The 25804-nt window shown below is 45.0% G+C and carries 26 protein-coding genes; 4 read left to right on the top strand and 22 right to left on the bottom strand.

Annotation, left to right across the window (positions count from 1 at the left end):
- Nucleotides 1-110: 110 nt before the first annotated feature.
- The 21 genes from SG35_RS05615 to SG35_RS05515 form a co-directional block, all read right to left on the bottom strand.
- Nucleotides 111-419, bottom strand: a complete 309-nt coding sequence (locus tag SG35_RS05615) for a hypothetical protein (protein ID WP_152646643.1) — start codon at nucleotides 417-419, stop codon at nucleotides 111-113.
- A 499-nt stretch (nucleotides 420-918) separates the two neighbouring features.
- Nucleotides 919-1404 carry a YcjF family protein gene (locus tag SG35_RS05610; RefSeq protein ID WP_053043068.1) on the bottom strand — a complete coding sequence of 162 codons (486 nt, stop codon included), beginning with the start codon at nucleotides 1402-1404 and terminating at the stop codon, nucleotides 919-921.
- 13 nt (nucleotides 1405-1417) lie between these two features.
- Nucleotides 1418-2944, bottom strand: coding sequence for a hemopexin repeat-containing protein (locus tag SG35_RS05605; protein ID WP_160298304.1), 1527 nt, complete (start codon nucleotides 2942-2944; stop codon nucleotides 1418-1420).
- 257 nt (nucleotides 2945-3201) lie between these two features.
- Nucleotides 3202-3645 carry an SRPBCC family protein gene (locus SG35_RS05600; protein WP_044833175.1) on the bottom strand — a complete coding sequence of 148 codons (444 nt, stop codon included), beginning with the start codon at nucleotides 3643-3645 and terminating at the stop codon, nucleotides 3202-3204.
- A gap of 141 nt (nucleotides 3646-3786) precedes the next feature.
- Complete coding sequence (locus tag SG35_RS05595) at nucleotides 3787-4344, bottom strand: RICIN domain-containing protein (protein ID WP_053043069.1); 558 nt, start codon at nucleotides 4342-4344, stop codon at nucleotides 3787-3789.
- 123 nt (nucleotides 4345-4467) lie between these two features.
- On the bottom strand, nucleotides 4468-5760 hold the full coding sequence (locus SG35_RS05590) for a hypothetical protein (RefSeq protein ID WP_053043070.1): 1293 nt from the start codon (nucleotides 5758-5760) through the stop codon (nucleotides 4468-4470).
- 145 nt (nucleotides 5761-5905) lie between these two features.
- Nucleotides 5906-7258 carry a DUF6602 domain-containing protein gene (locus SG35_RS05585; protein WP_044833177.1) on the bottom strand — a complete coding sequence of 451 codons (1353 nt, stop codon included), beginning with the start codon at nucleotides 7256-7258 and terminating at the stop codon, nucleotides 5906-5908.
- Nucleotides 7259-7358: 100 nt separating this feature from the next.
- Complete coding sequence (locus SG35_RS05580; protein WP_044833178.1) at nucleotides 7359-7562, bottom strand: hypothetical protein; 204 nt, start codon at nucleotides 7560-7562, stop codon at nucleotides 7359-7361.
- Nucleotides 7563-8036: 474 nt separating this feature from the next.
- Nucleotides 8037-8375, bottom strand: coding sequence for a SymE family type I addiction module toxin (locus SG35_RS05575; protein WP_274055346.1), 339 nt, complete (start codon nucleotides 8373-8375; stop codon nucleotides 8037-8039).
- Between the two features lie 391 nt (nucleotides 8376-8766).
- Nucleotides 8767-9429 carry a hypothetical protein gene (locus SG35_RS05570; RefSeq protein WP_152646669.1) on the bottom strand — a complete coding sequence of 221 codons (663 nt, stop codon included), beginning with the start codon at nucleotides 9427-9429 and terminating at the stop codon, nucleotides 8767-8769.
- Between the two features lie 155 nt (nucleotides 9430-9584).
- A complete protein-coding gene (gene ribBA / locus SG35_RS05565; protein WP_044833641.1) occupies nucleotides 9585-10694 on the bottom strand; it encodes a bifunctional 3,4-dihydroxy-2-butanone-4-phosphate synthase/GTP cyclohydrolase II in 1110 nt (369 codons plus the stop codon).
- 88 nt (nucleotides 10695-10782) lie between these two features.
- Nucleotides 10783-11457, bottom strand: coding sequence for a riboflavin synthase (locus tag SG35_RS05560; protein ID WP_044833640.1), 675 nt, complete (start codon nucleotides 11455-11457; stop codon nucleotides 10783-10785).
- On the bottom strand, nucleotides 11442-12707 hold the full coding sequence (gene ribD / locus SG35_RS05555) for a bifunctional diaminohydroxyphosphoribosylaminopyrimidine deaminase/5-amino-6-(5-phosphoribosylamino)uracil reductase RibD (protein ID WP_420794553.1): 1266 nt from the start codon (nucleotides 12705-12707) through the stop codon (nucleotides 11442-11444). Before ribD ends, SG35_RS05560 begins: the two co-directional genes overlap by 16 nt.
- 3 nt (nucleotides 12708-12710) lie before the next feature.
- On the bottom strand, nucleotides 12711-13163 hold the full coding sequence (gene nrdR / locus SG35_RS05550) for a transcriptional regulator NrdR (RefSeq protein WP_044833639.1): 453 nt from the start codon (nucleotides 13161-13163) through the stop codon (nucleotides 12711-12713).
- A 251-nt stretch (nucleotides 13164-13414) separates the two neighbouring features.
- Nucleotides 13415-14671, bottom strand: coding sequence for a serine hydroxymethyltransferase (gene glyA / locus SG35_RS05545; protein WP_044833638.1), 1257 nt, complete (start codon nucleotides 14669-14671; stop codon nucleotides 13415-13417).
- A gap of 335 nt (nucleotides 14672-15006) precedes the next feature.
- Entirely contained in the window at nucleotides 15007-15603 is a 597-nt protein-coding gene (locus tag SG35_RS05540; protein ID WP_053043131.1) for a hypothetical protein, read from the bottom strand.
- Nucleotides 15604-15605: 2 nt separating this feature from the next.
- Nucleotides 15606-16193 (bottom strand): RNA polymerase sigma factor, encoded by a 588-nt coding sequence (locus SG35_RS05535; protein WP_084692803.1) that lies wholly within the window; start codon nucleotides 16191-16193, stop codon nucleotides 15606-15608.
- A gap of 55 nt (nucleotides 16194-16248) precedes the next feature.
- Entirely contained in the window at nucleotides 16249-17412 is a 1164-nt protein-coding gene (locus SG35_RS05530) for an ABC transporter permease (RefSeq protein ID WP_044833636.1), read from the bottom strand.
- Nucleotides 17409-18143: an ABC transporter ATP-binding protein gene (locus SG35_RS05525; RefSeq protein WP_044833635.1), complete on the bottom strand. Its 735-nt coding sequence runs from the start codon at nucleotides 18141-18143 to the stop codon at nucleotides 17409-17411. The genes SG35_RS05530 and SG35_RS05525 overlap by 4 nt, the downstream gene beginning before the upstream one ends.
- A 34-nt stretch (nucleotides 18144-18177) precedes the next feature.
- Nucleotides 18178-19614 (bottom strand): alpha/beta hydrolase, encoded by a 1437-nt coding sequence (locus tag SG35_RS05520; protein WP_044833634.1) that lies wholly within the window; start codon nucleotides 19612-19614, stop codon nucleotides 18178-18180.
- 137 nt (nucleotides 19615-19751) lie between these two features.
- Nucleotides 19752-20543 (bottom strand): CBM9 family sugar-binding protein, encoded by a 792-nt coding sequence (locus SG35_RS05515; RefSeq protein WP_236702619.1) that lies wholly within the window; start codon nucleotides 20541-20543, stop codon nucleotides 19752-19754.
- Nucleotides 20544-20942: 399 nt separating this feature from the next.
- On the opposite strand from SG35_RS05515, the gene SG35_RS05510 reads away from it, so the two are divergent.
- Nucleotides 20943-21161, top strand: coding sequence for an EF-hand domain-containing protein (locus tag SG35_RS05510; RefSeq protein ID WP_044833633.1), 219 nt, complete (start codon nucleotides 20943-20945; stop codon nucleotides 21159-21161).
- A 157-nt stretch (nucleotides 21162-21318) separates the two neighbouring features.
- Here SG35_RS05510 and norR read toward each other — a convergent pair whose 3' ends face one another.
- Nucleotides 21319-22932 carry a nitric oxide reductase transcriptional regulator NorR gene (gene norR / locus SG35_RS05505; protein ID WP_053043130.1) on the bottom strand — a complete coding sequence of 538 codons (1614 nt, stop codon included), beginning with the start codon at nucleotides 22930-22932 and terminating at the stop codon, nucleotides 21319-21321.
- Between the two features lie 83 nt (nucleotides 22933-23015).
- On the opposite strand from norR, the gene SG35_RS05500 reads away from it, so the two are divergent.
- The 3 genes from SG35_RS05500 (at nucleotide 23016) to SG35_RS05490 (ending at nucleotide 25702) form a co-directional block, all read left to right on the top strand.
- The gene (locus SG35_RS05500; RefSeq protein ID WP_152646668.1) at nucleotides 23016-23435 is read left to right on the top strand and encodes a hypothetical protein; all 420 of its coding nucleotides are present in this window, start codon (nucleotides 23016-23018) and stop codon (nucleotides 23433-23435) included.
- A gap of 3 nt (nucleotides 23436-23438) precedes the next feature.
- Complete coding sequence (locus tag SG35_RS05495) at nucleotides 23439-24371, top strand: hypothetical protein (protein ID WP_044833632.1); 933 nt, start codon at nucleotides 23439-23441, stop codon at nucleotides 24369-24371.
- A 386-nt stretch (nucleotides 24372-24757) separates the two neighbouring features.
- Complete coding sequence (locus SG35_RS05490) at nucleotides 24758-25702, top strand: multicopper oxidase domain-containing protein (protein WP_044833631.1); 945 nt, start codon at nucleotides 24758-24760, stop codon at nucleotides 25700-25702.
- The last annotated feature ends 102 nt before the right edge of the window (nucleotides 25703-25804 follow it).

Here is a 25804-nt window from a genome sequence, read left to right as displayed (position 1 = left end):
TTACTATAAAGTTGATAAATATTCTCCTGATTCACCGTGACAGATAACGCTTAGCACGCCAGAAAGTTTGGCGCATAGCGACTAATTTTGATGAGTGATGCCACTTAGCCTTACTTATTAACCGAGGGGGATATTGTATAATGGAAAACGACATAAACTTCATCTTTTATTGATTTGTACTCAGTTAGCTTTGAGGCAGCATTATAAAATGAAGTTAGAAGTTCATTTTCTCTTTCACCTGCGGTAGTTTGCATTCTGAACTCTACAACAGACTCTGATGTCAGTTTAAATTGAGCCAATACTTCAAAACTTGTCTCACTTGTTTTAAATATTCGCGCGCTTATTTCATCTAATGATTCCTGTATGCTATTAAGCTCTTCAAGCGCGACTTTAGTATTGACATCTCCTGATTCAGACATGAAATTAAACCTTTCTAATCGCACATTTGGTGCTGGATATCTCTTAGAGTCAGGTAAAAAAATCTCCATCGAATTCATTTTGCATGACTCTTGGTTTTCACATGAAAGTGCTGATTTGGATATCAAGAATAAAACTAAACTTATAAATACGGCTTGAAGCAACTGCATACCCCTTTTGTATGGCTAACGCCTTAATTTACAGACTTTATCGGCGCCAGACTTGTGGAGCCAAAGGTTTTCATGCCACGAAAAATATCACACAATTTATAAAAAACAACGATAAAGAATTAATTTATGACTGAATTGCCCTATTTAGGTAAAACATAATAAAAATCAGTGAAATTAAGGCAAAGAATAGCACCACCAATAAACAGTGAGCAGCGATAAGTAAGGATTAAACTTTAGTGAAATATATTGGCTTGCTGTCGTTGTCCACCAATCCATTTTTATCCGTATGGGCCACAAAGCGAGATGATTCAGCCAAAAGCTAACCGGCACGCTAGGGTTTTACCCCCACATAATCAGCTGAATGGGTGGTTTGGCTTTTAGCCACCTTTTGGCCCAGTTCAAATTGCTCAAGATAATGATTTTTCATTTTATCCGGGTCAAAATCCAGTAAGGTGCCCCCCGCTTCATAATGTTGAATAAATACCCGGCCAATTGCCCAGGTAGATGCCGCTGAAAAGGTAGACATCCCCAACAGGCCAACCACCTGGCCGGCTACAGGCACCACTTTTAACCAACTCACCAGTTGATTGCGTAAGGTTAAGGGCACTAAGGCTGCCAATATAGAACCAAACACCGCTTTGCGTTTGCTGTCAGCCAGCTTTTCGCCGTAGAGGTGGGCAATTTGTTGCAGCATTTTTAATTGTATGCCAGAAATCAGCAGGGCATCGGCAAGCGGTACCGGCACTAACCCTACTGCAGCCGCGCCTTTGGTGTAACCGTTGACAATCTGCTGTGCTTGTTGAGACTGTTGTGACATTACTTGGTTCCTGTTAAACAAAAAGTTGCCAGTCTTCGACATAATTGCCCAAAATAAACTTGGGATAGCCGGGATCAGCGCAGTAGTTAACCACGTCATACCGGATATACTGGTCTTCACGGAAAAAGTACACTTTGCCATTCCCCCAGTAGATCGCAGCATCAATATAATCAAAGTTTACCCCAACCCAACGCTCACTAATAAGCGCCGGGTAACCGTCATCCACCTTATTTTCATTGATATTAAAACGCACATAATGCTGACCATTGAAAAAATAGACGTAATCCGGTTCAAAATGCAGTGCCGCATCTATGTGCTCAAAAGGCACCCCGGGCCAGCCGCGTTTGATATCAAGCGGCTCGCTAAAACTATTGTCTGCCAGGTTTAAGGTAACATAATGGCTGCGATAGAATAAAAAGACCTTGTTGGTGAACCGGCTTTGTTGTTTAAAGCCAGCATAGTCACCGCTTAGCGCAGCATTGATTCGATGAAAACCCATCTGACTCAATTGCGGCCACTTTTGCTCAAGCGGCCGGGGCTTGTGGCTTTTGCGGCTTTGGCAGTTATAAGTAAAGTAGTCACGGTCACGGATGAAATAGACCTCGTTGTCGATACAAAACATTGATGATATCGCCGCAAAGGCAGTGGCTTCCTGGTAGGCCGCCTGGAGTGCCGTGGCTTGGGCCTGGTCTGCCAGCAATGTCCAGATCCCTGCCACCTCCAACTCAATGGCTTGGGGGTTGTCTTTAACGGTGGACATCCACTGGTTGTAAACACTTTCATCGAGGGTATTAAGCTCGGCCAGTTTGATGGTATCACCGCCTTTGCCCGACACCGAACATTCTGAGTTATTGAGCAAATTTTCCTTATCAGCCATCATTTCGCTGTTGTGCCCTGCACTGCCCATCCCACCAAAACTGGCTTTAATGCCTGAACGTATTTGCTGCTCACTGATATTGGTTGATTTGAGCACGCTGAAGGTTAAATTGGCCCGGCCACCAACCCATGCCCGTTTAACATAATGGCTGCCGAAGCGGTTAAAAAACTGCTCGTATTGCCGGCGGTGCTCATGTTTAAACGGCACCGGAATCTCTAGGTCAAACACATCCTCAGGCAGGTCTTTGCTGTCCCCTACATAAAGGGTCCAAAAGGGGATAAAAGAGGTGCGGCTGGCATAATAAGCATTGTCATTACATTGCATCATAGAGTTATGCCCTGCACTGGCATCCACACTAAAGGCAATGTATGAGCAGCTGACTTGACTGTCGACATTGAGTTTTTTATCCAGCCGCTCCATCGACTCTTCTATAACCACCCGGTTTAACGCTATCCCGCTGGGCATAGGTGGTGAGTCGTTAACATGATATCCGTGCGGCAATAAATAGCTTTGCCCGGTCTCGCAGGCATAATACTCGGTTTGCTGTTGATAGCTAAACAGGCGCTTTTTCAACTCATAAGGCTGGCGGGATTTAAGGAAGATACCACGGCCAACAACATCAAGTCCTGGAATGGGAATCGTTACAGGAGCAGTTTGAGACATTATTATTCTCATCTATGCACATTTATCGCACAAGTGTGGTTCAAGTATCGAAAAAAGCAAGTTAGAGCTGGCCGCAGCTACTGCTTTATATTGGAGAAAAATCAGGCTGTAAACCTATTCACCAGGAGCGTACCCTCAGGAACAAAGTGCCTTCATGGATGCCTGACTTGGACATTCATAAACTCATTCAAGCTAACAAGTTTTTTGCTATCGCCAGTTTATGGGTATTCAGCTCTGTTCTCTTGTTATTCAGTGCGCTAATCCCCGACATGGATCTTAATATCATTGGGATAGGGCCTGCCTCTGCCTATTTCCACAAAGTCTCTAAGGCTAAGTAAGTAGCAAGTCCACTTTGTACTAAAGTACAAAAAATCATCTTCACTAGATGCTTCATTCGTATGTGTTAATGTCAGATATACTTGATCGCTGGCTTGAACCAATTCAAACAGAAGTTCAGAATCTTGCCAGGCACCAGGCCCGCCAGTACAGAGAATAGCTACTTTTTCATTTTCTAGAATATCTTGATATTCGAAGTACAAGGTCGTTAAGTTGTCGAATGTTAAAGCTATCTTCCCCCCAATCTCTGGGCTAATTGTTGCAGAAGATGCCCACCAACCAGCAAAACCTTCATTCGTTGTCAGCGTTGAAAAAACTTGCTCGATAGTGCCGTCGATGCCTACCTGGTGTTTAACTTTTGCCACGATATTTCCCCTCCAAATTTAACCTTATAGAGAAGGTGTCCACTAACTGTGGGTAACTCTGGGCTCTAACGCCGCGCTCAGCCACTTTTGGCAGTCGATTAAGCGCCTGGTTATATGCTCCATCTATAGTGAGCATATGCATTACTTGTTATAGCCAGCAGGCACAAGACTCCAGACACTATGTTCAATTTTAGCCTCTGCACAAGGTAGTAAAAATAGACTTCTCCACCTATGAGCCAGGCTGTATGTTGTGTGTGATTCAGCTCCTGACACTAAACAAAGTTGACTGCCAACGAGCTTAACTTGTCCCTTAGTATTAAATTCAAATTTTTGAAATTTCTTTGCATTCAAAAACGGTTGTTCGACACCACAAGGCTTAAGCATCAGTGCGTTACCGGATAAAGCCTTATCGTTTATTCCCATTGCAGTGACACAGCCGTCATAGGCAGGGAAATACAAGCTTTGATCACTTCTGTATTGGACGACTTCGTCTGCGTACACTTGAGGCCCTTTGCAATTGTGTGCAGTAAGCGGCATATCCAGTCGGATATGTTTTCCACTGCCTACCACATCTAAACAGTAACCATCACTAGGGCGATCCAGACGGTCTTTTAATTGAAGATATTGCGGAGATGTCGGCTGAGATAGAGCCTGAGCACTACCGAATAATGCGATGGCTATAATCATTTTATGAAACATAGAACCCTTCTCATTCTTTAAGCATTACATATAACGCCGCCTTATGCGGTGAGTGGCAGTTGGCTAAAATGTGTAGCGAAGCGGAAACGAGCCAACTGTTACGAATCCGACTTTAAGGCCTTGTTATATCTCGGTTACTATTTCTGTACGTAATTCATCAGTTAAATCAGCGTATTCATATAATTCTTCTTTCTTTTGGTGAGATAACCATAAAATAAACGAACGATCTACTACCTTAACCCTCGTCGTATTGGCATCAAATTCAAAAACTATAGGCTGTATTCTACTTTTAACCTGTAGGTCAACTGATTTTCGTAAAGCTTGTACTAACTTTTTATGGCTAACATTCGATTTTTGGGGATGCTTAGTCTCTATTGTTCGCCTAATGGCAGCCGCAGCAAATCCTTTTTCTAAAACACTAATCTCAACAGTGATAATCGCAAACAATATCCACTTGTATAGCTCCAACTCAGTCTGATCAAAGCCCGCACTAAACTCGGTAATAAACTTCAAATATCGTGAATTTTGGCTATCTAATATTGTCTTAATTTCACTTTTAATATCAAAGTCATTACCAACAGTAATAGTCGATTTACATGTACTGCTTATATCTAAAGCTTTACAAGCTTTATGACACAATTGCTGTACTAAAAACACACTACCGTTACAATTTATCTTAACATTAGTCTTGAAGGTATCTGAAAAGCTTATATTTAATAATGATTCACTGTTGTAAAACAGCTTATCTAGATCTTCTGGAGTCCATAGGTCTGCATTAATTGAAATTACACGGCCAGTTAAGTCACCATTATGTACTGTTAACCTATCCTCTTCGAGCCAAACCCCAACAATAATGAAGCAAATATCAGATGCTTCATGAAATGCTTTCAAGGCAACAGCAAAGTCAACTTGTGTTTCTTCTGGTAAATAATGAAAATCCTCTATGACAACATATTTATCAAAACCTACCTCGTTTAATGCACGAATTACATCATTGACATCACTTGGATCTAATTCAAGATTTTTCTTATTTACTTGCTTGGCTTTCTCATAAGCAACATCTCCGGTTCCGCCTCCAATAAAGGGAAGTTCAAACTTTAAACGTATCTTGCTTTTACCTTTAATAGTTTTTGATTCTGATACTGTAATTGCATATCCCGCTTCTTTCAAAATGGATATGTGCAACTCTTGCAAGTCCCAATTATTTGAGCACGTCAGATCTATATAATCTTCTTCTTGAAGGTTAGATTTTCGCAGAGATGTTTTTCCTTGCTTAGAACTACCATGAATGACTAAGTGTGAGTCCTCGGTCAAAGAATCAATAAAGCGTTGATCAGTATGACTTCTTGTTACGTAATTTAGAGGAAGTCCTCTTGAGGTTTTAAAAACATCACTTGTTTTAACTACTCTTTCCACAATTCTTCCTTTGAAATGAATTATTCAGCGATCTCAGAAGAGATATAACGCCGCATTAAGTGGACTAAAATAGTGGGTTAAAATGTGTAGCGAAGTGAAACGTAACCCACTGTTTTAGTTGCGTTTGAATGCCTTGTTAACCTTCTTAGCTAACACACTCAACACTTGCAATTTTTACTTTTACATTTTGCTTAACTTGAATGAACTCTTGGTCATCCCCTTGCTTGTGGTACACCACACGATAGGGAATTATTAACTTTCCAGACTCAACTTCTTTCCGGAAATCTTCGATAGACCCTTTCTCTTTAATCGTTGCTTTAACCGAAATTACTTTTTCAGCTTTCCCTTTTGCGATTAGTTCAACTGTCGACTTGAATCCGTCATCAGACACAGTCAATGGGAAATTCCCCACATTTTCTAACGAGACAGTAAAATTTATTTGAGCTTCGTTATCATCGTTGTAGGCAATGGTGGGTAACTCATCTTGGTTGTTTGCTTTAACATTAAGGCGTAAAAATGGTTTGTTTGGGTTCCAAATACTTCCTTGTACACAGGCTTCTTTTAAAGGGAGTTTATCAAATATTTGTCCAAAGTTTATTTGCTTTTTCGGGTCATGATTACCGTCTAATAAATTTATGATACGGATACAGAACTGAGAAAATCCACTTCTAGACCACGAGAGATCTAGAATCAAATTGTTACTTGTGTAACTGACACCATAACTTTTTGACACAGCCCAATATTCGCCAGTATAAACAAAAGTTGCTCCACCTCCACTCTCTGCTAATTTAGCATTTCCATTTTCAGTTAAATAAATATCTAGATCATCTATTTTTTTTGCCAAAGGGAGTAAGTTCTCTTCGGAGTCTGGGGCTTCTATTGAATGTAATGAAATAATCCCTGTAGATGTCTCGTCAGACTCATATCTGAGTACCATTCCACCAATAAAGCCATGAGCTTCAACTCCTTTATATAAATCCTTTATAAGTATTTTTTTATTAACCTCAGACTCTTTAAGATCAACATAAATGACCCCACTATGATATGTCTCTGGAAGTTGTTCTTTAAAAGAATTTACTTCTTTAAGCTTTTCAATCGAGTCTATAACAGACTTTTTTGTTAGCCTGGATTTTACTTCGTACACAGCAACTACATATTTTGCAGGGATCGCTAAATACTTACCTTGTTGGCTATTATCGTAATTCCCTTCGGTCCATAATATTGGAGCTTCAAGAACTTGATATATAATGATGTCGTAGTGATATAAAGTCTTAGAATCATCATAAAGATTAGGAATTATATAACCTGATGTAACCGCATACTTTTTAGGTAAGAATTCACTCAACCATTTTCTTAAGTATGCCTCTACACCATCTCCATGAGCGGTTTTAACCGGTCGGTTGGCTTGTTGTTCATAAATTTTGTCAAACTCGTCTAATATATCTTTTCTATTTCGGTGAAATTGTTTCCAACCATGCTGACCATAACAATCTTTCATCGATACTCCCAGTTTCATCAGAGAAGGTTAACGCCCGCAACACCGGGCAATTTGGAGCGCAGCGGAGAATTGCTCCGCGTGATTGCGCTTATTATATTTTTTAATCGCCTTTGGCCATATCAGGTGATGATGGGTCAATATTTAATAAAGAGCCGTCATTTAAACCATGAACTAAATGAACTAGTTGCTCCATATGATCATGAGAAAGTGCAAAGTGGACTCCATCTTTAACAAAAACATAGCGACCTTGTTTATCTTTAAACGCATCGCCGTTACCTTTGCGAATAACTTTAACTCTACTCATGATTGTTGCACTTCTCCTATTGGGTTGAAAATATAACAATTAAGCATTTATCTGTTGTCTCTGCATGACAGATAAATGCTTAATTGTTGAACTAAACCGCTTCGCGGGGAGGGAAGCGGTTTAGTTCAACAGCTTAACAGGCGGGAAAATACCGTGTTTAAACACAGGTTTTTGCCGTCTATACAATATTAAAAGGAGTAAAATAACTAGAAACACTAACAATATCAAATTCTTTACGTATAGTTAACATAATAAGAAAATAGTAAAATACGGTATTTTCCCGTCTAGCAAAGTTTTTTGAACTCCCGAACAACCTGTATAAAAACACAACCCCTCTTTGAAGAAAAAACGATAATATGTCATCACTATTTTTAACAACCCGGGTATATCGAGAAAACATAAAAAAGCTACTGCATCTGCTTTAGAGACAGTAGCTTAATCCCCTTGTTTCAAAGCTTTCAATTACGTTAAAAGCTAGCCTTTCGCCTGCCCTGCTTCATCCCTTTCACCAGACGGTGTCAAGTCAGTTTGCTTAGCAATGACTTGTTCAGAAGTGATATGCTTAGGGGTGATAAACACCTCCCCTGGGTTGACCACAAGCTGTACCTTTTGCCCCACTTGAAAACCAGCCACCCGTAGCCACTTTCCCCGAAGCACAAGGCAAGGTTCAAGATTAACAGGTTGGTAGTTAATACCGATGCCGCGCACTTTCACTGCCGTTTCACAAACAGTTTCCAGCACGGTAAGTTGCCGATAAATGGGATATTTTACTTTTGCCAGGCAAAACTCTGACGTATGATGATATTCAGCCATGACGTACTCCTTCGAAGTTCGTTGTGGTTAGCGACCTCTGGGTGTTTCCGCACTCAGGGGTTGCGACTTAAATTACAACTGGTTTATAACCATAAATAGATGAGAAATACTGAGATAGGCGAGCTCCTTTTGGGGTGGGTTGCACCTTTAATTAAAGCTTAAAAGGCTGGTTAAATCGACAGTAAAACAGACTTTTTTGCCATTAAATTAAGGCAAGATTTATAGTGTTGTTACCCACAAAAAATAACAGATTTTCAAAGGTAAGTTTTAAAAGCAGAAAAAGAAAAACGCCGCAATAAACTCCCAGCATGAGAGCATATTAACGACGCTTTATTTACAATCCTGCAGCTAATAGCGCTGTATCCAGGTAAATTGTGGCAATATATGCCGCTTAATCGCTATGCCTGATAATAAGTGGGTGATCATTAGCTTTAAAATCAGTAACAACCAGCTTGAAATCCCTTACAGATGAAGGGCACTTTTTAACAGCCAACGCAGTTTCTTTATCCGAGATTTTTTTCATTATGACTTGCCCCGGCCCGTAAATATCCATCCCGAATAAGTTTTCTCCCTTATTGGTTGTTAATTTAAGTTCGCCGAGCAGCGTTAGCTGTTTTGAGTTTGCAGTAAAAGGCAAATCAAAAAAACCTTCTTTATTTAACGAATAACCACTTCCACCATTGGCAAAGTTATAATAACGGTAAGTATAAAAAGCGTATTCACTTGCCGGTACAGCCTGACAAAAATAAAAGCCCTTTTCCTGATCTTCAGGGCTGATAAAATCAAAGGTGGTGTCTTTGCCAAACATAGCACCGGATGTTGAGTTTAGTGTGCCGGGGAAGTCCTTCCCCTTAGTCTCCCGATAAAACAAAGACAATGAATTGAAGACCTGGTCACAGTCATTCCCCGACGGCCTGCATTGAATACTAAATTTACCTAAAACATAGGCTCGTTCTTGTTCCGGAATATTTTCAACTATGCTCTTCATCTTTTCAGCGGTAGAAACACAGCCGGAAAGCACAAGTATTACCAATATAGATAGGATCTGTTTCATTAATTTTTCCATTATCTGAGGGTCAAAAGGAAGGTAAAAGTAAAATGTAATAAGCAAGAGGTTTGCAGCAAAGAAATAAAAACGTCGTTTACGGACTCTTATTTAAGAGCGTATAAACGACGTAATATCGAATAAACTATGAGTGACAGATAAGTTTATTCCGGAATATATTCCACCACTTCCAGGCCAAAACCAGACAGGGAGTGATATTTGGTTTGCGAGCTCAGCAGGCGCATTTTACTGACCCCTAAGCTAGACAAGATTTGCGAGCCAACCCCGACATTACGGGAGCCAACATGGCGCTGTACTTCTTTAACCACCTCACCGGCATCCTGCTTGGCATATTTCTGCGTCTGGGCAATCAGCTCCAGCGGCGATTCATGCTTACCTAGCAGCACCAGCACCCCGCCCTCTTTACCAATTTTTTCCATGGCATGAGCGATGGGCCACTTGGCGACGCTTTCGCGCTGGCTAAAGAGCAAATCGCGGAAGGTATTTTCCAGATGAACACGTACTAAAGTCGGTTCGTCCGCCTTAATTTCTCCTTTGGTCAGGGCAAAGTGGGCCTGGCCGTCAATGGTGTCCTGGAAAACGGTTAAGTCAAAGTCACCGTATGCCGTTGGCAATTTACAGGTAGAAACTTTTTCTATCGTGGTTTCGGTGGCATTGCGGTGTTCGATCAAATCGGCAATGGTGCCCATTTTTAAACCGTGTTTCTGGGCAATCAGTTCCAGATCGGGACGACGGGCCATAGTGCCGTCTTCGTTTAAGATCTCAACAATCACCGCACTTGGCTCTAATCCAGCCATGCGCGCCAGATCAACCCCTGCTTCGGTATGACCGGCGCGGTTAAGTACGCCGCCGTCTTGTGCCATTAACGGGAAGATATGCCCCGGCTGTACTATCGACATATGATCGGCATCTTTAGCCGCAGCCGCCAGTACCGTTTTCGCCCGGTCTGAGGCTGAAATCCCTGTGGTCACCCCTTCCGCCGCTTCAATCGACACGGTAAAGTTGGTGCTGAACTGGGCGTTGTTGTTATCTACCATCAAAGGCAATTTCAACTTGCGGCATTTTTCCAGTGTCATCGGCATGCAAATCAAACCACGGCCATGGGTTGCCATAAAGTTAATGGCTTCCGGGGTGACTTTTTCTGCGGCCATGATGAAATCGCCTTCATTTTCGCGATCTTCATCATCCATTAAAATAACCATTTTACCCTGAGCAATATCGTCGATAATCTCCTGCGGGGTATTTAATTGCATGCCAACCTCTTAATTTTTAAGCTATAAGATAATTTAAGTGCTTGTTGTTGTTTTGCTATATTCTATTTTCCCGGTATTGCTTTCCTGGTTAAGAAAGAAATCCGGATTTTTTTAGTAATTCTTCGGTCACCCCGGACGGTTTGCTTGTCGCCTCAGGGGTTAATTCACCGCTTCTGGCCAGCAATAAACGCTCAAGGTAACGGGCGATCAAGTCTACTTCCAGGTTCACCCGGGTACCGGCCTGGTAAGACTTGATAATGGTTTCCTGCTGGGTATGGGGCACTATGGTAATGCGGAAACTGTCCGCCGTCAGGCCGTTTACCGTCAGGCTGACACCATCAATGGTCACCGAGCCCTTCTCGGCAATATAAGGAGCTAAATCCGCCGGCATCGCCAGCCAGTAATCTATACTGTTGCCTTTGTGCTCTATCGATATTACCTGGCTCAGGGCGTCAACATGCCCGGACACCATATGTCCGCCAAAACGGGTGCTGGCAAGCATGGCTTTTTCCAGGTTCACTTCTGTGCCTACCTTGTAATCGACAAAGCCGGTACGTTTTAAAGTTTCGGTTGAAACATCGGCGCTAAAGCTGCTGCTGTCAAAAGCAACAACCGTTAAACACACGCCGTTGGTGGCAATTGAATCCCCCAGGCGGACATCACTCATATCCAAATCGCCGCTTTGTACAACCACGCGCGCGCCCTGGCTATTGACATTAATCGCCGACAACCGGCCGGTCGCTTCAATTATTCCGGTAAACATGTTTTATTCTCTTCTAATTTGGCGGTGATGCGGATATCCGGTCCCACCATAGCTATATCTTTAATCGCTAATGCCTTGGCCGCTGACAGGTTTTCTATCCCGGGCATGGCCACCAGGCTTTTGCCGTCGCCGCCCATTAACTTAGGCGCCTGATATAACACCAGCTCATCCACCAGGTCCTGCTCGATAAAGGCACCGGCAAGGCGGGCGCCGGATTCGAGTAAGACATCGTTCAAACCGCGCTGTGCCAGGGCGTGCAACAAATGTTTCAGGTCTATTTTTTCACAGCCCGAAGCCGTGGCGGCTAATGGTAACTGTATCTGCTGCACAAAAGAAGGCCATTGATGGTTATTTTCGATAGCAGCGCGTACCAGCAGCACTTCACTTGGGGTATCAAATAAGGGCAAGTCAGGTGTGATGCGGTTTTGCGAGTCGATGATCACCCGCAGCGGCTGGCGGATGTCATTTTGCGGATAATTCTCTTTTAGCTGCCCCAGCTCTTGCCAGCGCACCGTCATTTTCGCCTGATCCATCAAGACCGAATCGGCGCCGGTAATAATGGCGCAGCTTTGTGCCCTTAAGCGCTGTACATCAGATCGGGCCTGGGGTGAGGTGATCCATTTACTTTCACCGTTGGCCATGGCGGTTTTGCCGTCTAAACTCGACGCCAGCTTACATCTGACATAAGGCAAACCGGTAGACATCATTTTGATAAATCCGGGGTTCAACGCCTGCGCCTGCTCTGTCAGCAAACCCACTTTGGTTTTTATGCCCGCCTGCTCCAGCAAACTGATACCGCTGCCGGATACCTGGGGATTGGGATCGACCATGGCAACCACTACCTGTTCAACACCAGAGTTGATTAAAGCCTGGGCGCAGGGAGGGGTGCGGCCAAAATGACTGCACGGCTCTAAGGTCACATAAGCTATGGCGCCTCTGGCCTGCTCTTTGGCCATAGCCAGGGCATGCACTTCGGCGTGGCCGGTACCGGCTTTAATATGATAGCCTTCACCAACGATTTTCCGGTCTTTAACGATGACACAACCGACCCTGGGATTGGGTGAGGTGGTGTAATGACCTTTTTTCGCCAGAGTGATGGCCCGTTGCATATAGGTATAATCATCCGCGGAAAAGCTATCCCCGGCATGATTAACCGGACTCACGGCTTTAACCTGCTTTGCCGCTAGCGGCCTGGGTTTCCCGGCAGTTTTAGCTTTTAATCCGGCCTTTTTTAACGTGGAGGCAGACATGAGTTACTCATCACCTAATTTCGCAATTTCTTCACCGAATTCGCGGATATCTTCAAAAGAGCGGTACACGGAAGCAAAACGCACATAAGCCACCTTATCCAGTTGCTTAAGCTGCTCCATAATAATATTGCCGAGCATTTCGCTGGACAGTTCACGTTCGCCGGTCGCCCGCAGCTGGGATTTTAGTTTATTGATCGCCAGCTCCATCTGCTCGACGCTGACCGGTCTTTTCTCCAACGATCTCAACAGACCGTTGCGCAGTTTATCTTCATTAAAGGGTTCGCGGGAGCCGTCGCGTTTAATAATACGCGGCATCACCAATTCTGCTGATTCAAAGGTGGTAAACCTTTCATGGCAAGCCAGGCATTCCCGGCGCCTGCGCACCTGGTGACCATCGGACACCAGGCGGGAATCTATCACTTTGGTATCATTTGCCGAACAGAATGGACAATGCATTTATATACTCCAAAACTCATTGGGATAAGGTTAATTCATTAAGTTTGTATCCCAATATTCACAAACCCGCGTATTAATCCCGGCTATTATATCAAGAGCCGTGAACTCTATCACTATATGGGGGCATAGATTCTTAAAACCAGCCCTGTTTACTACAAAGAAAAAGCGATAAAGAAAAGGCCGCATGTTGATGCGGCCTTTAAATATTCATTGTACGTACTTGGTGACGTTTTAATTAACTTTTAGATAAGTTATGCGTAAACCGGGTACTTGGCACAAATCTCTTTAACCTGCTCTTTCACGCGCTCGATGGTCTCTTCATTGCTGATATCATCTAAAATATCGCAAATCCAGCCGGTCAACGCTTTGGTTTCTTCAATACCGAAACCGCGACGGGTAATGGCCGGCGTGCCTAAACGTAAGCCAGAGGTAACAAAAGGAGAACGCGGATCGTTAGGTACCGAGTTTTTGTTTACCGTGATATGGGCACGACCTAAAGCGGCATCGGCATCTTTACCTGTGATGTCTTTATCGATCAGGTCAAGCAATAACAGGTGGTTTTCGGTGCCGTTAGAAACAACCTTGTAACCACGCTCCTGCAATACCGCCACCATGGCTTTGGCATTATCCAGTACTTTTTGCTGGTAAACTTTAAATTCAGGCGCTAATGCTTCTTTAAAGGCAACCGCTTTGGCAGCAATAACATGCATCAAAGGACCGCCCTGACCGCCAGGGAAAACGGCGCTGTTAAGCTTTTTATAAATATCTTCGTCATCACAACCTGAAATGATCAAACCGCCGCGAGGACCGGCTAAGGTCTTATGGGTAGTGGTCGTCACAACATGGGCATGAGGCACCGGGTTTGGATATAAACCGGCAGCCACTAAACCGGCAACGTGAGCCATATCAACCATGAAGTAGGCACCGATTTTGTCAGCGATTTCACGCATACGGGCCCAGTCAACGATACCGGAATAGGCAGAGAAACCACCGATGATCATTTCCGGCTTGTGCTCCAGCGCTAAACGCTCAACTTCGGCGTAATCGATTTCGCCGGTTTCAGGGTCTAAACCGTATTGAATGGCGTCATATAGCTTACCGGAGAAATTCACATGAGAGCCGTGCGTTAAGTGGCCACCATGGGCCAGGCTCATACCTAATACTTTAGCGCCCGGGGTTACCAGCGCCTGGAAGACTGCGGCATTGGCCTGGGAACCGGCGTGAGGCTGAACATTGGCATAAGTGGCGCCAAATAATTCTTTCGCGCGCTCAATCGCTAAGTGCTCGGCTTTATCGACATACTCACAACCACCATAGTAACGCTTGCCCGGGTAACCTTCGGCGTATTTGTTGGTCAGCTGAGAACCTTGTGCTTCAAGCACACGGGGACTACAGTAATTTTCAGAAGCAATTAACTCTATGTGTTCTTCCTGACGTACAACCTCATCGGTTATCGCCTGATGAAGTTCAGCATCAAAATCAGCAATATTCATATCACGAGTAAGCATGTTTTCTCCTCAATTAGTAAGCCGGTAGCTACAGCAGCAGGTTTAGATCACGCCCCTTCAAACCAGAGGTTTTAAACCCGGTGTAGAAATGCGGCATATTCTGCCTGAACCGGGCCGGGTTGTACATGATTAAAACGCTTAGTTTTAGCACTATTGGCAATGTTTTATTCGGTAAAAGTTTTTAGCGCCGCCATCAGAAAAAATGACACAGAAAACGAGCACAGTTCTGACGTTGATGACTAAACACTATAAATAACTAAAAATGAGAAAACAACAAATAAAATTCAGATATAAAGAAAATACCTGAATTTTATTTCAAACATTAGAGGTCGCACTTAATTATTATCAGAGACCTGATTAAGGGAGGCCAATTCCCGTTCACGCTTTTTCTGATAGATATGGCTGCAGATATACATCACCGCCAACAGACCGTTGACAAAAACAAAAGCCTTCCAACTAAAAGTCTCTCTGAGCTGCATCATGGCATAGGCATACCAGTTCGCCGGAATAATTAGCAGGTAAAAACTCCACTTCATTAACCTGGCATATTGCAGCGATGACTGACAACCCAACACGGCCGCCTTAAGGGCTTCATCCGGGCCGGCATCCGTTAACTGCCATGCCGAGCGGCGAATTTTAATTTCGTAATAAACAAACACCACCGAAAAAACAAAACCAAAAGCCAGATAAGCCAAAGTGGGGGTTTGCCTGTTGTCCTGGTAAAGTCCTGCAATTAACGCAATCAAAATGCCCAGGGTTGCCAGAATGTTGGCCGCCAGCAAAAATTTCGCCCACCAGGTGCGGCGCCGGGTTTTCTTTACCAGGACATCAAGGTTGGCTTTTTCATAGGGCTGTTCCTGCCAGTCCTGGCTAATCGCCAGCCAGCTGTCGTCTAAGGGGGATTGTTCATTTAAGGGAGATTGCTGGGTCATATTCAGCCCTCCTGCACTTTTAATAATTGATTTAACGCGGTTTTGGCACGCTGCAGGCGCACCCCGACCAGATTGACGGAAAGACAGAGAATATCGGCCATTTCCTGATAGCTCATGCCTTCAAGCGCCAGGGTGATCACTTGCCTTTGCTCCAGCTTTAATTGCCGGATAGCACAAGACAAACGCTGCTGCCGCTGCTTTTGATCTAACGCCTGATACGGGGTGACATCGCTTGTTTCCTGCTGATGATAGGCTTGCTCACCCTGCTCGGTTTTCACCGTGCGCACCGATTTAGCGACATGGGTCACTAAAATATTGTGGGCAATACGGGCGACAAAGGTTTTTACACCGGCATCTTGTCGAAACTTAGGCATCGCCTGCCAGATATTGAGGGCGATATCCTGAAACAGCTCTTCCTGCAACGCAGGTTTAGCCTCAAAACCGCAAATAAGATGGCGCAGCATTTTTTCATGCTCCGCCATCCACTGTTTAAATAAGGCCTGGCTGATGCCCTGGCCTTCACCGGCTTTTAAGTCACCGACAGCAACTGCCGCCGGTGATTTCGGCCTGAGTTTTAAAGAAGTAAACATCTAACAACTGCGCCTGTTCTTATTATTCTCTATTAGCTGCATTTCTTTCACACAGTTAACTTAATGCAAGGACGACTTTCTCTGACTTAAGCTTTTCTGCCATGACTTTTACCAGCACTGCAGTAAGCACCACAGTCACCAAAGTGGTAAAGCCCACCTGGGACCAGTTAACCGGCAAACCTTTGAAGATATCTTCAATCAGCATGGATTGCCCCGAAATCGGCGTCCAATCCAGCCACTGAGGCTTGTTGTTCATAAAGGACAAAACAAACGGCACAAACGCCGGCAGCATCACCACCATAGTCACGGTAGACTGGGCTTCCTTAAAGCTTTTCGCCCCGAAGGCGAAAAACAGCTGCAGCGCCGAGGCGAAAAAGCATAACGGCAACAGCAGCAATAATAAAGCACTGACGCTGATGAAATCGAGATTAAAGGTTGCCCCTATCTTGCTTAAGTCAACAAAACCTATGGCAAAATGAGTGAGTACCAGGGTTAAAATGACCCCGATAACGGCGATAAAACTGGCACAGGACAGTTTTGCCAACACGATTTTCATGGTGTCCACCGGCTGGGATAGCAGCATTTCCAGAACATTACGTTCACGCTCGCCGGCACTGGAGTCAATCGCCACCGACAAACCTGAAACAAAAGCCGCCATCATTAAATACATGCCCAGGCTCAGAATAATCAGCATAGGGCCACTGGTCGGCTCGGCGGTATCCTGCTCCAGCAGTTTTACCGGCCGCATTAACCGAACATCGATGCCCCGCACTAACAAGCGCTGACTGCCGATAGTGGCGGAATAGCTGCGGATCACTTCTTTGATACGTCTTAACGGTGAGAACAAGGATTTATCCTGGTAATCGGCACGTAAAATAACGTCAATCATTCTGCCTTCGCGCATATCTTCGGCAAAACTTTCCGGCAATATCAGTTCAATATTGCGCTCTTGCCACAGACGTTGTTCATCAGCGGGTACCTCGGATAACGGCAGGATATTTTCATCCCTAAGCAAAGTCATTAATTTCGGCGCCGCTTCTCCTCCCTGGATATTGACATAAAGCGCCGGGGTATCGGTCAGATCTTTGATCATGGAATTAGACACCGCATATATCATCACCGGCGCCATAAAAGCCATCATCAGGGCATACATCAGCGCCCGCTTATCCCGGAAGGCTTCTTTAAGTTCTTTTTTCAATAATGCATTAAACTGGATCATGCCGCTATGCCCTCGTCACTGCCGATAATTTTCACAAACGCTTCTTCCAAATTGCTTTTATCCGCCAGGGTACATAATTCATCCGGGGTGCCTACCGCGGCAAGTTTGCCGTTGGCAACGATGATCACCCTGTCGCACAGGGCGGCGACTTCCTGCATCACATGGGAAGAAAATAAAATACAATGCCCCTTGGCCTTAAAGCGGGCCAGGTAGTTGCGTAAAATCCGGGTGCTCATCACATCCAGTCCCCGGGTAGGTTCGTCCAGGACAAAATTTTGCGGCTTATGCACCAGGGCCTGCGCCAGGGTGACTTTCATTCTTTGTCCCTGGGAGAAACCGGCGGTTTTGCGGTAGGCCAACTCCTGCATATCGAGATCGGCGATCACTTCTTCAATCGCCTGTTTTTTTGCCTGGCCCTGCAAACCATGGATACTGGCAAAATAGTCAATTTGCTCATAAGCGGTTAAACGTTCATAAAGGCCAAACTTATCCGGGAAGATGCCTAAACGCCCGCGCGCGAGGAGCGGCTGCCGGCTGACGTCGATATCGTCTATTTTGGCACTGCCCTGATCGGCTTTTAATAAACCGTACAGGGTACGTAAACAGGTGGTTTTTCCGGCGCCGTTCGGCCCTAAAATACCGGTAATTTCTCCGTCCCGGGCGCTAAAAGATAAACCGTCGAGGGCTTTCACTTGCCCGAAACTCTTATGCAAATTATTTACTTCAATCATTTTTTTTCCTAAAAATTCTTTACAAGAAAAGCCCTTAAAAGCTGCCGTTCAAGCCGGTCATAAAAGACTCGCCCGGGATATCTTCAAGACAAGACTCGTCAAGTTTCGCCGGGGTTAATACATCCATAAATTCGTTAATAATATCGGAAGCACAGGTGGACATGGCCACAGTATGCCCGGTGTGCTTAACCACGATATGATGGCTGTTGGCCAGGGTTTGATCTGAAAATTCACCATTGCTTGGCGGCGTCACCGGATCAAGCTCGCCGGATAAAATCAAGGTGGGGATATCGGCAGTGACCGGCTGATAGAATGTGTTGCCGGGTCGATATTGCGGCCATAACGGACACGCCGTTAACATCGCATGGTGAGTAATATCGCCGCCAAAGTTATTATCGGCATCAGCCGTTAATGCCTCAGTCGTGATCTTCGGGAAGTCTTCATTACAGATAATATTGAGATGTAATCCCAGGTAAAGGGATTGCTTGTCGTCGCTGGGTGCAATAAGCCCGGCTAAAGGTAAATAATTGCCTTTGGCTGCCTGATGGATCACTAAAGGCACAAATGCCCTGGTGTTGGTGCTATAGAGCTGCTGCGTTAACGTGCCGATAAATTTGCTTTTACTGATAACAAAAGTGGTTGCCTCTCCCAATCTGGGATGGGGAATAGTCACCGACTGCGGTTTTTGCTCCAGTACCGCTAACACCTGGTGAAATTCGGCTTTTAAGTCAGGGTACGCCTGCTGACAGCTTTTATCCTGGTGACAGTTAGCCAGCAACAAATCAAAAGAGTGGGCGGTACTCTGGCCAAACAGGCCGATTGGGATTTCTACCGGACCAACACTGTCGAGGACAACACTGCGAATAGCCTCGGGAAATAAGCGCATGTACACCAGCGCCGCCCGGGTGCCGTAGGAGCCGCCGTAAAGGTTTACCTGCTGATACCCTAACGCCTTGCGCAGCGCCTCAAAATCACGGATGGCATTTTCTGAGCTGTATTGGCTTAGTTCGCCGTCAAATCCCGACAGGCACTCCCTGACATCCTTGGCGGAAAACTCTTCCGGCAACAACTGATAAATATTGCTTTGTTCATCCAAATCACACTGGAAAGGTTTCGATTCGCCGGTACCGCGCTGGTCCACCAAAATCAAATCCCGGGTTTTACGGCTTTCGTTAAAGACCTTTCTTAAACCGGCCGCCAATTCAACCGCCGCCTGCCCCGGACCGCCTGCCAGAAACATCAGCGGTGTTTTTTTCTGGCTCTGATCTATGGCAGGCAGCACGGCAAAATTAATGCTGATCCCTTTACCTTCGGGTTCGGCATAATTTTCCGGCACCTGTAGCTGGCCGCATTTGACTTTTTCCTTGATGCCGTCGAGGTGGCAATCTTTAAGCTCAAGCGGGGCAGCACTGGCCACCGCACAACAGCCAAGCGCGAAAAAAAGCGTTGCAAATAAACCTCTGTAAAACATTTATTAATCCTTTGTTTTTAATACCTGCATACACTAGTCTGCTAACATCGGTATTTATTACAAAAAATTAAATTTTATTTTACTAAAAATTTATTCGGCGGTTTTATTTAGCCCAACGAAACTGCTTAGACTCGTCGTTAGCGCACCAATAACAAGGGCGCAAAAACATCTGCGGTTTTCCAGCCGAGGTTTTTATCCTGTCCGGAGATCTGGTGTGAGCCGATAAAATGTTCACGCTCAATACTGCCGTCATTATCACAATAAGCCAGCATAAAGCCCAATTGCTTGTTTTTTTTCAGCTTCACCGGCTGGTTATCCGCTTTGCCATCCCGGTAGTTATCGCCGTAAACGGCGATCTCTGCTTCCCAGATAATCTGCTCTCCCTGCCTGCGCCAGCGGCTGGTGATATGATCATTATAAAGCCGGGCTTGACGGTTGCTGCCAATATCCACCACCTGATTGTCCAGGGCTACATGGTAGGCAAAGGCATTGTGGTTATATTGATGATCGCCGCCGGAAAAGTCTTCATCGATAAAAATTTCCAGGGTATCGTCATCCCAATAAGACACCAGGGGATCAGCATATTTGTCGATCAAGACATCATCAGTAATTTTCGCGCTCAAATAAAGGCGGTTTTCATCCCAGGCCAGGGCAAAGCTGCCTTGAAAATCACGGCTGTCGGGTGCCTTGCCCAAGAGTAAAAAATTTATTGGATACCAGCTGGCTTGCTGCCAAATCGCTTCATTTAAGTTGCCGTCTATCTCCGGCTTTTCCTGGGTAAAGAACGCCTGATAACCAGCAGCAGCGCTAGTACCAGCAGCCTTTTCCAAGGCAAAAGCTGAGCTATTACCGGCTAAGCCAATAACCAGCAAACCACCAATACCAAAAGATTTTATTTGCCGCCAATCAGGCATAATACGTCTCGCCATAACCTTTTCCACTCCCATAATTTAACTTCAAGGCACCATAGCGTGCTTTTATAAGCAAACTATCTTATAAAAACAACAGACAAAATGAAAGCGCTTACAGCAAACCTCTTTATCTTACTGCTTGCTTGAATATTCACTTGTGAAACCTGTGATTATCATCCCGGAATAAATAAAGCAGATCTGAGCACTTTTATAACAAAGAAATTTAACCAGTTATCACACCTCTGAAGGATTTCCCGACACTTACCCCGGAGCAAAACGAATCAATTTGCGCTAATATTCAGCAATAAGCTGAAAAATATCAGCTAACGGAAGAATTATCGAAAATAGTCATTCCAAATCATCAAAATAACAGATAAAGTTTAGGTATAGTTTTTACCTGGCATCAAAGGAAGTCTAATGGAACTTAATCAGTGGGTAGACGAATTATTTGAAGTATTCGATGAAGATAAAGATGGTGTGATCAACCGCAGCGAGTTTGTTGAATTAATCGATGTGTTATTGCAAGACAAAGGTATTCGCATGTGTGAAACCATTTTCAACCGCTTCGATACCAACCACAGTAATTCGATCTCAAAAGAAGAATTAAAAGAAATGGTAATAGAGCTGGCACTATAAGTTTGCCGGCTGCAAAACTTCACGGCGCCCGCCTGCCGTGATTTGGATTACGGCTAATGTTATGAATTAGCCGCAAGCAGTTATTTGACCATTGCTTTTGCCGCCCTGCCCGGTATTATCAAACCTATTTATACCGGATTCCCCCGAAGCGAGTGCGCTATTTTAACCCCAGGCGTTTTCCCAGACGGTGAATGTTCCCTTTATCTATCGCCAGCAATTCCGCCGCTTTGTTCCATTTACCGCCGGACTGCTTTAAGGCTTGCTGCAATAAAGTCCGCTGATAGTTATCCATCATGGTATTGAGGCTTTGATTTAATTCAGGCGCCTCAGACGTAGGCGAAACAACCGGCGTTTCATTGTCCGCCACCTGGTTATTATCGCTAAGCGTCTCCATCGTCATGGCAGCAGGTGCTTTCACTGCACCATTTGATCTGACCGAGCTGTCGATATCATCGGGTAATAAGGTAACTATTTTACCATGCCGGGCTGAAGCGGCCCTGAGCATGGCCCGGCTCATAACATGTTCAAGCTCCCGGACATTGCCCGGCCAGTTATAACTGAGCAACTCAGGCAACACCAGTTTATCCAGGCGTACACTTTGCAAGCCCAATTTGATACGGTTTTTTTCCATAAAAAAGCCCACCAGCAATTCAATATCCGCCAAACGATCTCTAAGCGGCGGAATATGTATGGGGTAGACACTTAACCTGTGGTACAAGTCTTCACGGAAATTGCCTTCTTTGACTTCATCCATCAAATTACGGTTCGTGGCCGCCACCAGGCGGACATCGACATTAACATGCCGGTCGCTGCCGACACGCTGGACATCGCCGTATTGGATAGCGCGCAATATCTTGGCCTGTATCGCCAGCGGCAACTCGCCCACTTCATCCAAAAACAAGGTACCGCCGTTGGCCAGCTCAAACTTACCGCTGCGGTTGCTGGTAGCGCCGGTAAAGGCACCTTTGACATGGCCGAACAGTTCAGACTCGGCGATAGACTCGGGCAAGGCGGCACAGTTGACATAAATCAGCGGTTTATCAAAACGCTTGGACTGGCCATGGATAGACTTAGCGACAATTTCCTTACCGACCCCGGTTTCCCCGGTCACCAGCACCGACAGATCCGACGGGGCCACGATATTGATCTCCCGCCGTAAATGTTCGATTTGCTCCGACTTGCCCACCAGCTCGGTTTTCACCCCGATAGAGGCTTCAATCAAGGTCTGATTTAAGATAGTTTTCTTGGAAAGCTGCTCTTTCAGGTTCTGGTTATCTATCGCCGTTAACACGATTTTTGTGGTGAGCAGCGCCGCCGTCTGGAAATTTTCTGCCGGGAAACGGTTAAACACCTGCAAATCCAGGGAGTCCAGGGTAATAATACCGCGCAGATTACCACTTTGCCTGATGGGCAAACCGCTGCAGGAATGCACTTCCAGGCGCTCCTGTTTATCCAGGATCAAACCGTCAAAAGGATCCGGCAAGCCGATATCGTCGGCAAAAATCGTCGGCTGCTCATCACTGACAATTTTCATCAGTCTCGGGTTATTGGCGAGATCAAAACGCCGGCCATAGGTATCTTTGGAAAAGCCGTATAAGGCCACCGGGTGCAATAACGGCTCGTTAAACTCCAAAATAGACACAGCATCGGCATGAAAGTATTTGGCGATTACTTTGGCCAGGGCGTTGAGGCTGTCTTCCAGCTCCAGGACCGCAAGCAGGTCCATACATAAGAGTTCTGTATTAATTTCGTAAGATATTTTTTTACTCATGGGATACTTCTGATCAGCACCTGACCGCTCTGGCCTGCTACTTGCTGTATAGGGAATAAATAGCTTAAATCGGAACCGTTTTAATGTCAAAAAGACTTATTGCTTTACTTTCTTGCTTCTGGCTTGGCGCTGTTTGCGCCATCATCATGGAAGCTAAAGTAAAATTTAATGCTCCCCTGGTGGATCTGAGAATAGGCCTGGATGTCGGTCGTACCGTCTTTAACGCCTTTGATACCTTCCAGTGGCTGCTAATGGCAGGACTGTTAATCACCGTCTTTTTTTGCCGGGTCAGGGATATATTAATACTCACTCTGTTATTGCTGTTGTTATTTGGTTACCAGTCCTGGTACCTGCTGCCGCAGTTAAATCACCAAGCCACCGTCTATATTGAGCAAAACATACATTTAGGCGGCAACTATCACTGGCTTTATCTGGGAGCCGAGCTGACCAAGATTATTTTATTGGTTTGGCTCACCCTGCTTGCCACAAAAATTAAGGAGTAACTTATGCTGCGCCACTCCCTCTATGCTCATTCCCGCCATAAAATAATCATGCTGCAAACCTTAACTTTGCTTGGCTTGTCATTTACAACAGCAAGCGGCGCCAGTCACCTGCTATTGATTGCCCTGCTGGCCTTAAGAGCCAATGTCCAGATCATTAACCGCCGCCAGTCACAGCCCAGTGTTAATTTGACTCATATGGTATTTTTTGTTCTTACCCTAATGTCAATTAAACACTTCATCGTCTGGCAAGGATTACTGACGCCGGTATTATATCTCGATGCCGTTATCTTATGCGGCTGCGCCTATGCGTTGCTTACCCAGGAGAAAAACCACCATGACTTTAATGCCGATGCCAGCATCATTGCCATTGGCGTCAGTGTTTGCCTGTTTTTATCCCGCCATTTCCTGCTCACCGAACTGACATCTGAACAGGCCATTGCCTCAGTCAATGCCTTGCTTGATTTAACCACTTCGGTGTTGTTAATACTCATCCTTTACTTCGATTATTTAAAACTGCTGATACCCCAAAGAAACCTGTGTGGCACAGCCAGCTACCTGGCCGAGCAAAGCAAATGGCTATTGGTGCTGTATGCGCTTTTTAAGATCACCGCCGAAGCTTTCGATATCCATTCGTTTTACCAGCAGATATTCGGCTTCGCTGCCATCCTCCTGCTACTCTTGGTACTGCTGACGATATTGCCGTTAAGGGCCAGGCTCTGGCCAAAAGGACATAACTACCGGGGTTTATTACTTACCCTGCCATTATGTTTATTACCGGTACTCCTGGATTGCTGCTTTAGCGGCCAGCATAAGCATGCGGGTAATATGACCGAGTTTTTTTATCAGCTTTGCCCGCTTATTTTATTATGCCTTTCTTACGCTTATGCCTTACTGACCTTTTGCAAACCATCAGGCCTGCAAGCAAAAAAAGCCTGATCCCCGCCAGAAAAGCCCAAGCCATTGGTGATAATGTTATTGCCGATGGCCAAAGTTTCATTATCACCACACTTATCCATACCGGCTATAAGCCAGGAATTTGCCAGCTATAAACCAGCCAAAGAGCGCAAACCACTCTGGATGTCCTAATGACATTTCCACTGTTAAATGTACAGACTTAACTGGTTCAAAAACAACAACACAAACATAAATCACTGATAAACAACAAATAAAAAGTTGGCACGCTTAATGTAATACCTTAGACACCATTAAGGCCCTAACAGAAAAACCAAGGAACAACCTTTAACCAGATCAACAAATAGCAAGATAAGAAATCAATTTTACAAAAAGCAAACCAAGCAAAAAATCATTTATCGGAGAAGTATATGAAACTCACTAAGTTAGCAACAGGCTTGTTAGCCGCATTAACCATCACCACCGGCTTTACCGCCAGCGCCAAAATCGTCAAGGTTGAAATCCCCGTGATTGAGAAAGAAATCGCCATAGATAACGCCGGCACCAAACATAATATGTGGACCTATGGCGGTACTATTCCCGGTCCGGTCGTGCGGGTTACCGAAGGGGATGTCGTTGACTTTTCCCTGCTCAATAAAAAAGGCAATAAACAGTCCCACTCCATGGATTTTCATGCCGCCATCGTCGATGTTCTGGACGAATTTGAAGCGGTCAGACCGGGTAAGAAAAAAGATTTTAAATTTGAAGCCAAATACCCCGGGGTATTCATTTACCACTGCGGCGCAGACTCCATGTCTGAGCATATCTCCCGCGGCATGTACGGGGTGATCATCGTCGATCCCAAGGAAGGTTACAGCGAAGACTTCCCTAAACCGGATCGCGAATATGTCATCGTAGAGGGAGATCTGTTTGAAGATGATGCTACTCCGAGTGAAATGACCAATAACGAAAAATGGAAAGGCGCCTTAATCAACGGCAAGCAGTTCAACTACGATCCGGTACATGATCAAAATGCTTCCATGGTACTAGAGTCCAAGCCGGGTGAGCGGGTGCGTATTTATTTCGTTAACGCCAAAATCAATGAGAACGCCGCTTTCCACCCGATTGCCGGCATCTGGGACAAGGTCTGGGATAACGGCCATCCGAAAAACCTCAGACATGGCTTACAAACCGTAGATGTTGCCCCGGCCCATGGTGTCATTGCAGACATCGTCAGTCCGAGTGACCGGGATACCAATAACGCTCTGGTAGATCACCGGATGAAGTCGGCCCTAAACGGTGCCATCACGGTCTTGATGAACAAGTCTGACGCCAACCCGGAACTCGGCAGAAACGGTAACTTAGTGATCAGATAGGGTCATCAGCCAAGTCTTAGTAAAGTGTGTAGAGAGACTGAGCAGGGACGCTCTTTTTACTGCACTTTGCCAGACATAAACGGACCATGAAATTCATTTCGG

The sequence above is a fragment of the Thalassomonas actiniarum genome (assembly GCF_000948975.2).
Classification (GTDB): domain Bacteria; phylum Pseudomonadota; class Gammaproteobacteria; order Enterobacterales; family Alteromonadaceae; genus Thalassomonas; species Thalassomonas actiniarum.
The sequence above is the reverse complement of the archived record's forward strand: the minus strand, read 5'-3'. Positions and strand labels throughout refer to the sequence as shown.

What these genes read in the sequence shown, in the direction of transcription:
- SG35_RS05610 (WP_053043068.1), bottom strand. Translation starts at nt 1,404, where the DNA reads ATGTCACAACAGTCTCAACAAGCACAGCAGATTGTCAACGGTTACACC.
- SG35_RS05490 (WP_044833631.1), top strand. Translation starts at nt 24,758, where the DNA reads ATGAAACTCACTAAGTTAGCAACAGGCTTGTTAGCCGCATTAACCATC.
- SG35_RS05495 (WP_044833632.1), top strand. Translation starts at nt 23,439, where the DNA reads ATGCTGCGCCACTCCCTCTATGCTCATTCCCGCCATAAAATAATCATG.
- SG35_RS05530 (WP_044833636.1), bottom strand. Translation starts at nt 17,412, where the DNA reads ATGATCCAGTTTAATGCATTATTGAAAAAAGAACTTAAAGAAGCCTTC.
- glyA (WP_044833638.1), bottom strand. Translation starts at nt 14,671, where the DNA reads ATGCTTACTCGTGATATGAATATTGCTGATTTTGATGCTGAACTTCAT.
- norR (WP_053043130.1), bottom strand. Translation starts at nt 22,932, where the DNA reads ATGAGTAAAAAAATATCTTACGAAATTAATACAGAACTCTTATGTATG.
- ribBA (WP_044833641.1), bottom strand. Translation starts at nt 10,694, where the DNA reads ATGCAATTAAATACCCCGCAGGAGATTATCGACGATATTGCTCAGGGT.
- SG35_RS05615 (WP_152646643.1), bottom strand. Translation starts at nt 419, where the DNA reads ATGTCTGAATCAGGAGATGTCAATACTAAAGTCGCGCTTGAAGAGCTT.
- SG35_RS05535 (WP_084692803.1), bottom strand. Translation starts at nt 16,193, where the DNA reads ATGTTTACTTCTTTAAAACTCAGGCCGAAATCACCGGCGGCAGTTGCT.
- SG35_RS05520 (WP_044833634.1), bottom strand. Translation starts at nt 19,614, where the DNA reads ATGTTTTACAGAGGTTTATTTGCAACGCTTTTTTTCGCGCTTGGCTGT.
- SG35_RS05580 (WP_044833178.1), bottom strand. Translation starts at nt 7,562, where the DNA reads ATGAGTAGAGTTAAAGTTATTCGCAAAGGTAACGGCGATGCGTTTAAA.
- SG35_RS05540 (WP_053043131.1), bottom strand. Translation starts at nt 15,603, where the DNA reads ATGACCCAGCAATCTCCCTTAAATGAACAATCCCCCTTAGACGACAGC.
- SG35_RS05570 (WP_152646669.1), bottom strand. Translation starts at nt 9,429, where the DNA reads ATGAAACAGATCCTATCTATATTGGTAATACTTGTGCTTTCCGGCTGT.
- SG35_RS05575 (WP_274055346.1), bottom strand. Translation starts at nt 8,375, where the DNA reads ATGGCTGAATATCATCATACGTCAGAGTTTTGCCTGGCAAAAGTAAAA.
- SG35_RS05560 (WP_044833640.1), bottom strand. Translation starts at nt 11,457, where the DNA reads ATGTTTACCGGAATAATTGAAGCGACCGGCCGGTTGTCGGCGATTAAT.
- SG35_RS05510 (WP_044833633.1), top strand. Translation starts at nt 20,943, where the DNA reads ATGGAACTTAATCAGTGGGTAGACGAATTATTTGAAGTATTCGATGAA.
- ribD (WP_420794553.1), bottom strand. Translation starts at nt 12,707, where the DNA reads ATGTCTGCCTCCACGTTAAAAAAGGCCGGATTAAAAGCTAAAACTGCC.
- nrdR (WP_044833639.1), bottom strand. Translation starts at nt 13,163, where the DNA reads ATGCATTGTCCATTCTGTTCGGCAAATGATACCAAAGTGATAGATTCC.
- SG35_RS05595 (WP_053043069.1), bottom strand. Translation starts at nt 4,344, where the DNA reads ATGTTTCATAAAATGATTATAGCCATCGCATTATTCGGTAGTGCTCAG.
- SG35_RS05515 (WP_236702619.1), bottom strand. Translation starts at nt 20,543, where the DNA reads ATGGCGAGACGTATTATGCCTGATTGGCGGCAAATAAAATCTTTTGGT.
- SG35_RS05605 (WP_160298304.1), bottom strand. Translation starts at nt 2,944, where the DNA reads ATGTCTCAAACTGCTCCTGTAACGATTCCCATTCCAGGACTTGATGTT.
- SG35_RS05525 (WP_044833635.1), bottom strand. Translation starts at nt 18,143, where the DNA reads ATGATTGAAGTAAATAATTTGCATAAGAGTTTCGGGCAAGTGAAAGCC.
- SG35_RS05585 (WP_044833177.1), bottom strand. Translation starts at nt 7,258, where the DNA reads ATGAAAGATTGTTATGGTCAGCATGGTTGGAAACAATTTCACCGAAAT.
- SG35_RS05500 (WP_152646668.1), top strand. Translation starts at nt 23,016, where the DNA reads ATGTCAAAAAGACTTATTGCTTTACTTTCTTGCTTCTGGCTTGGCGCT.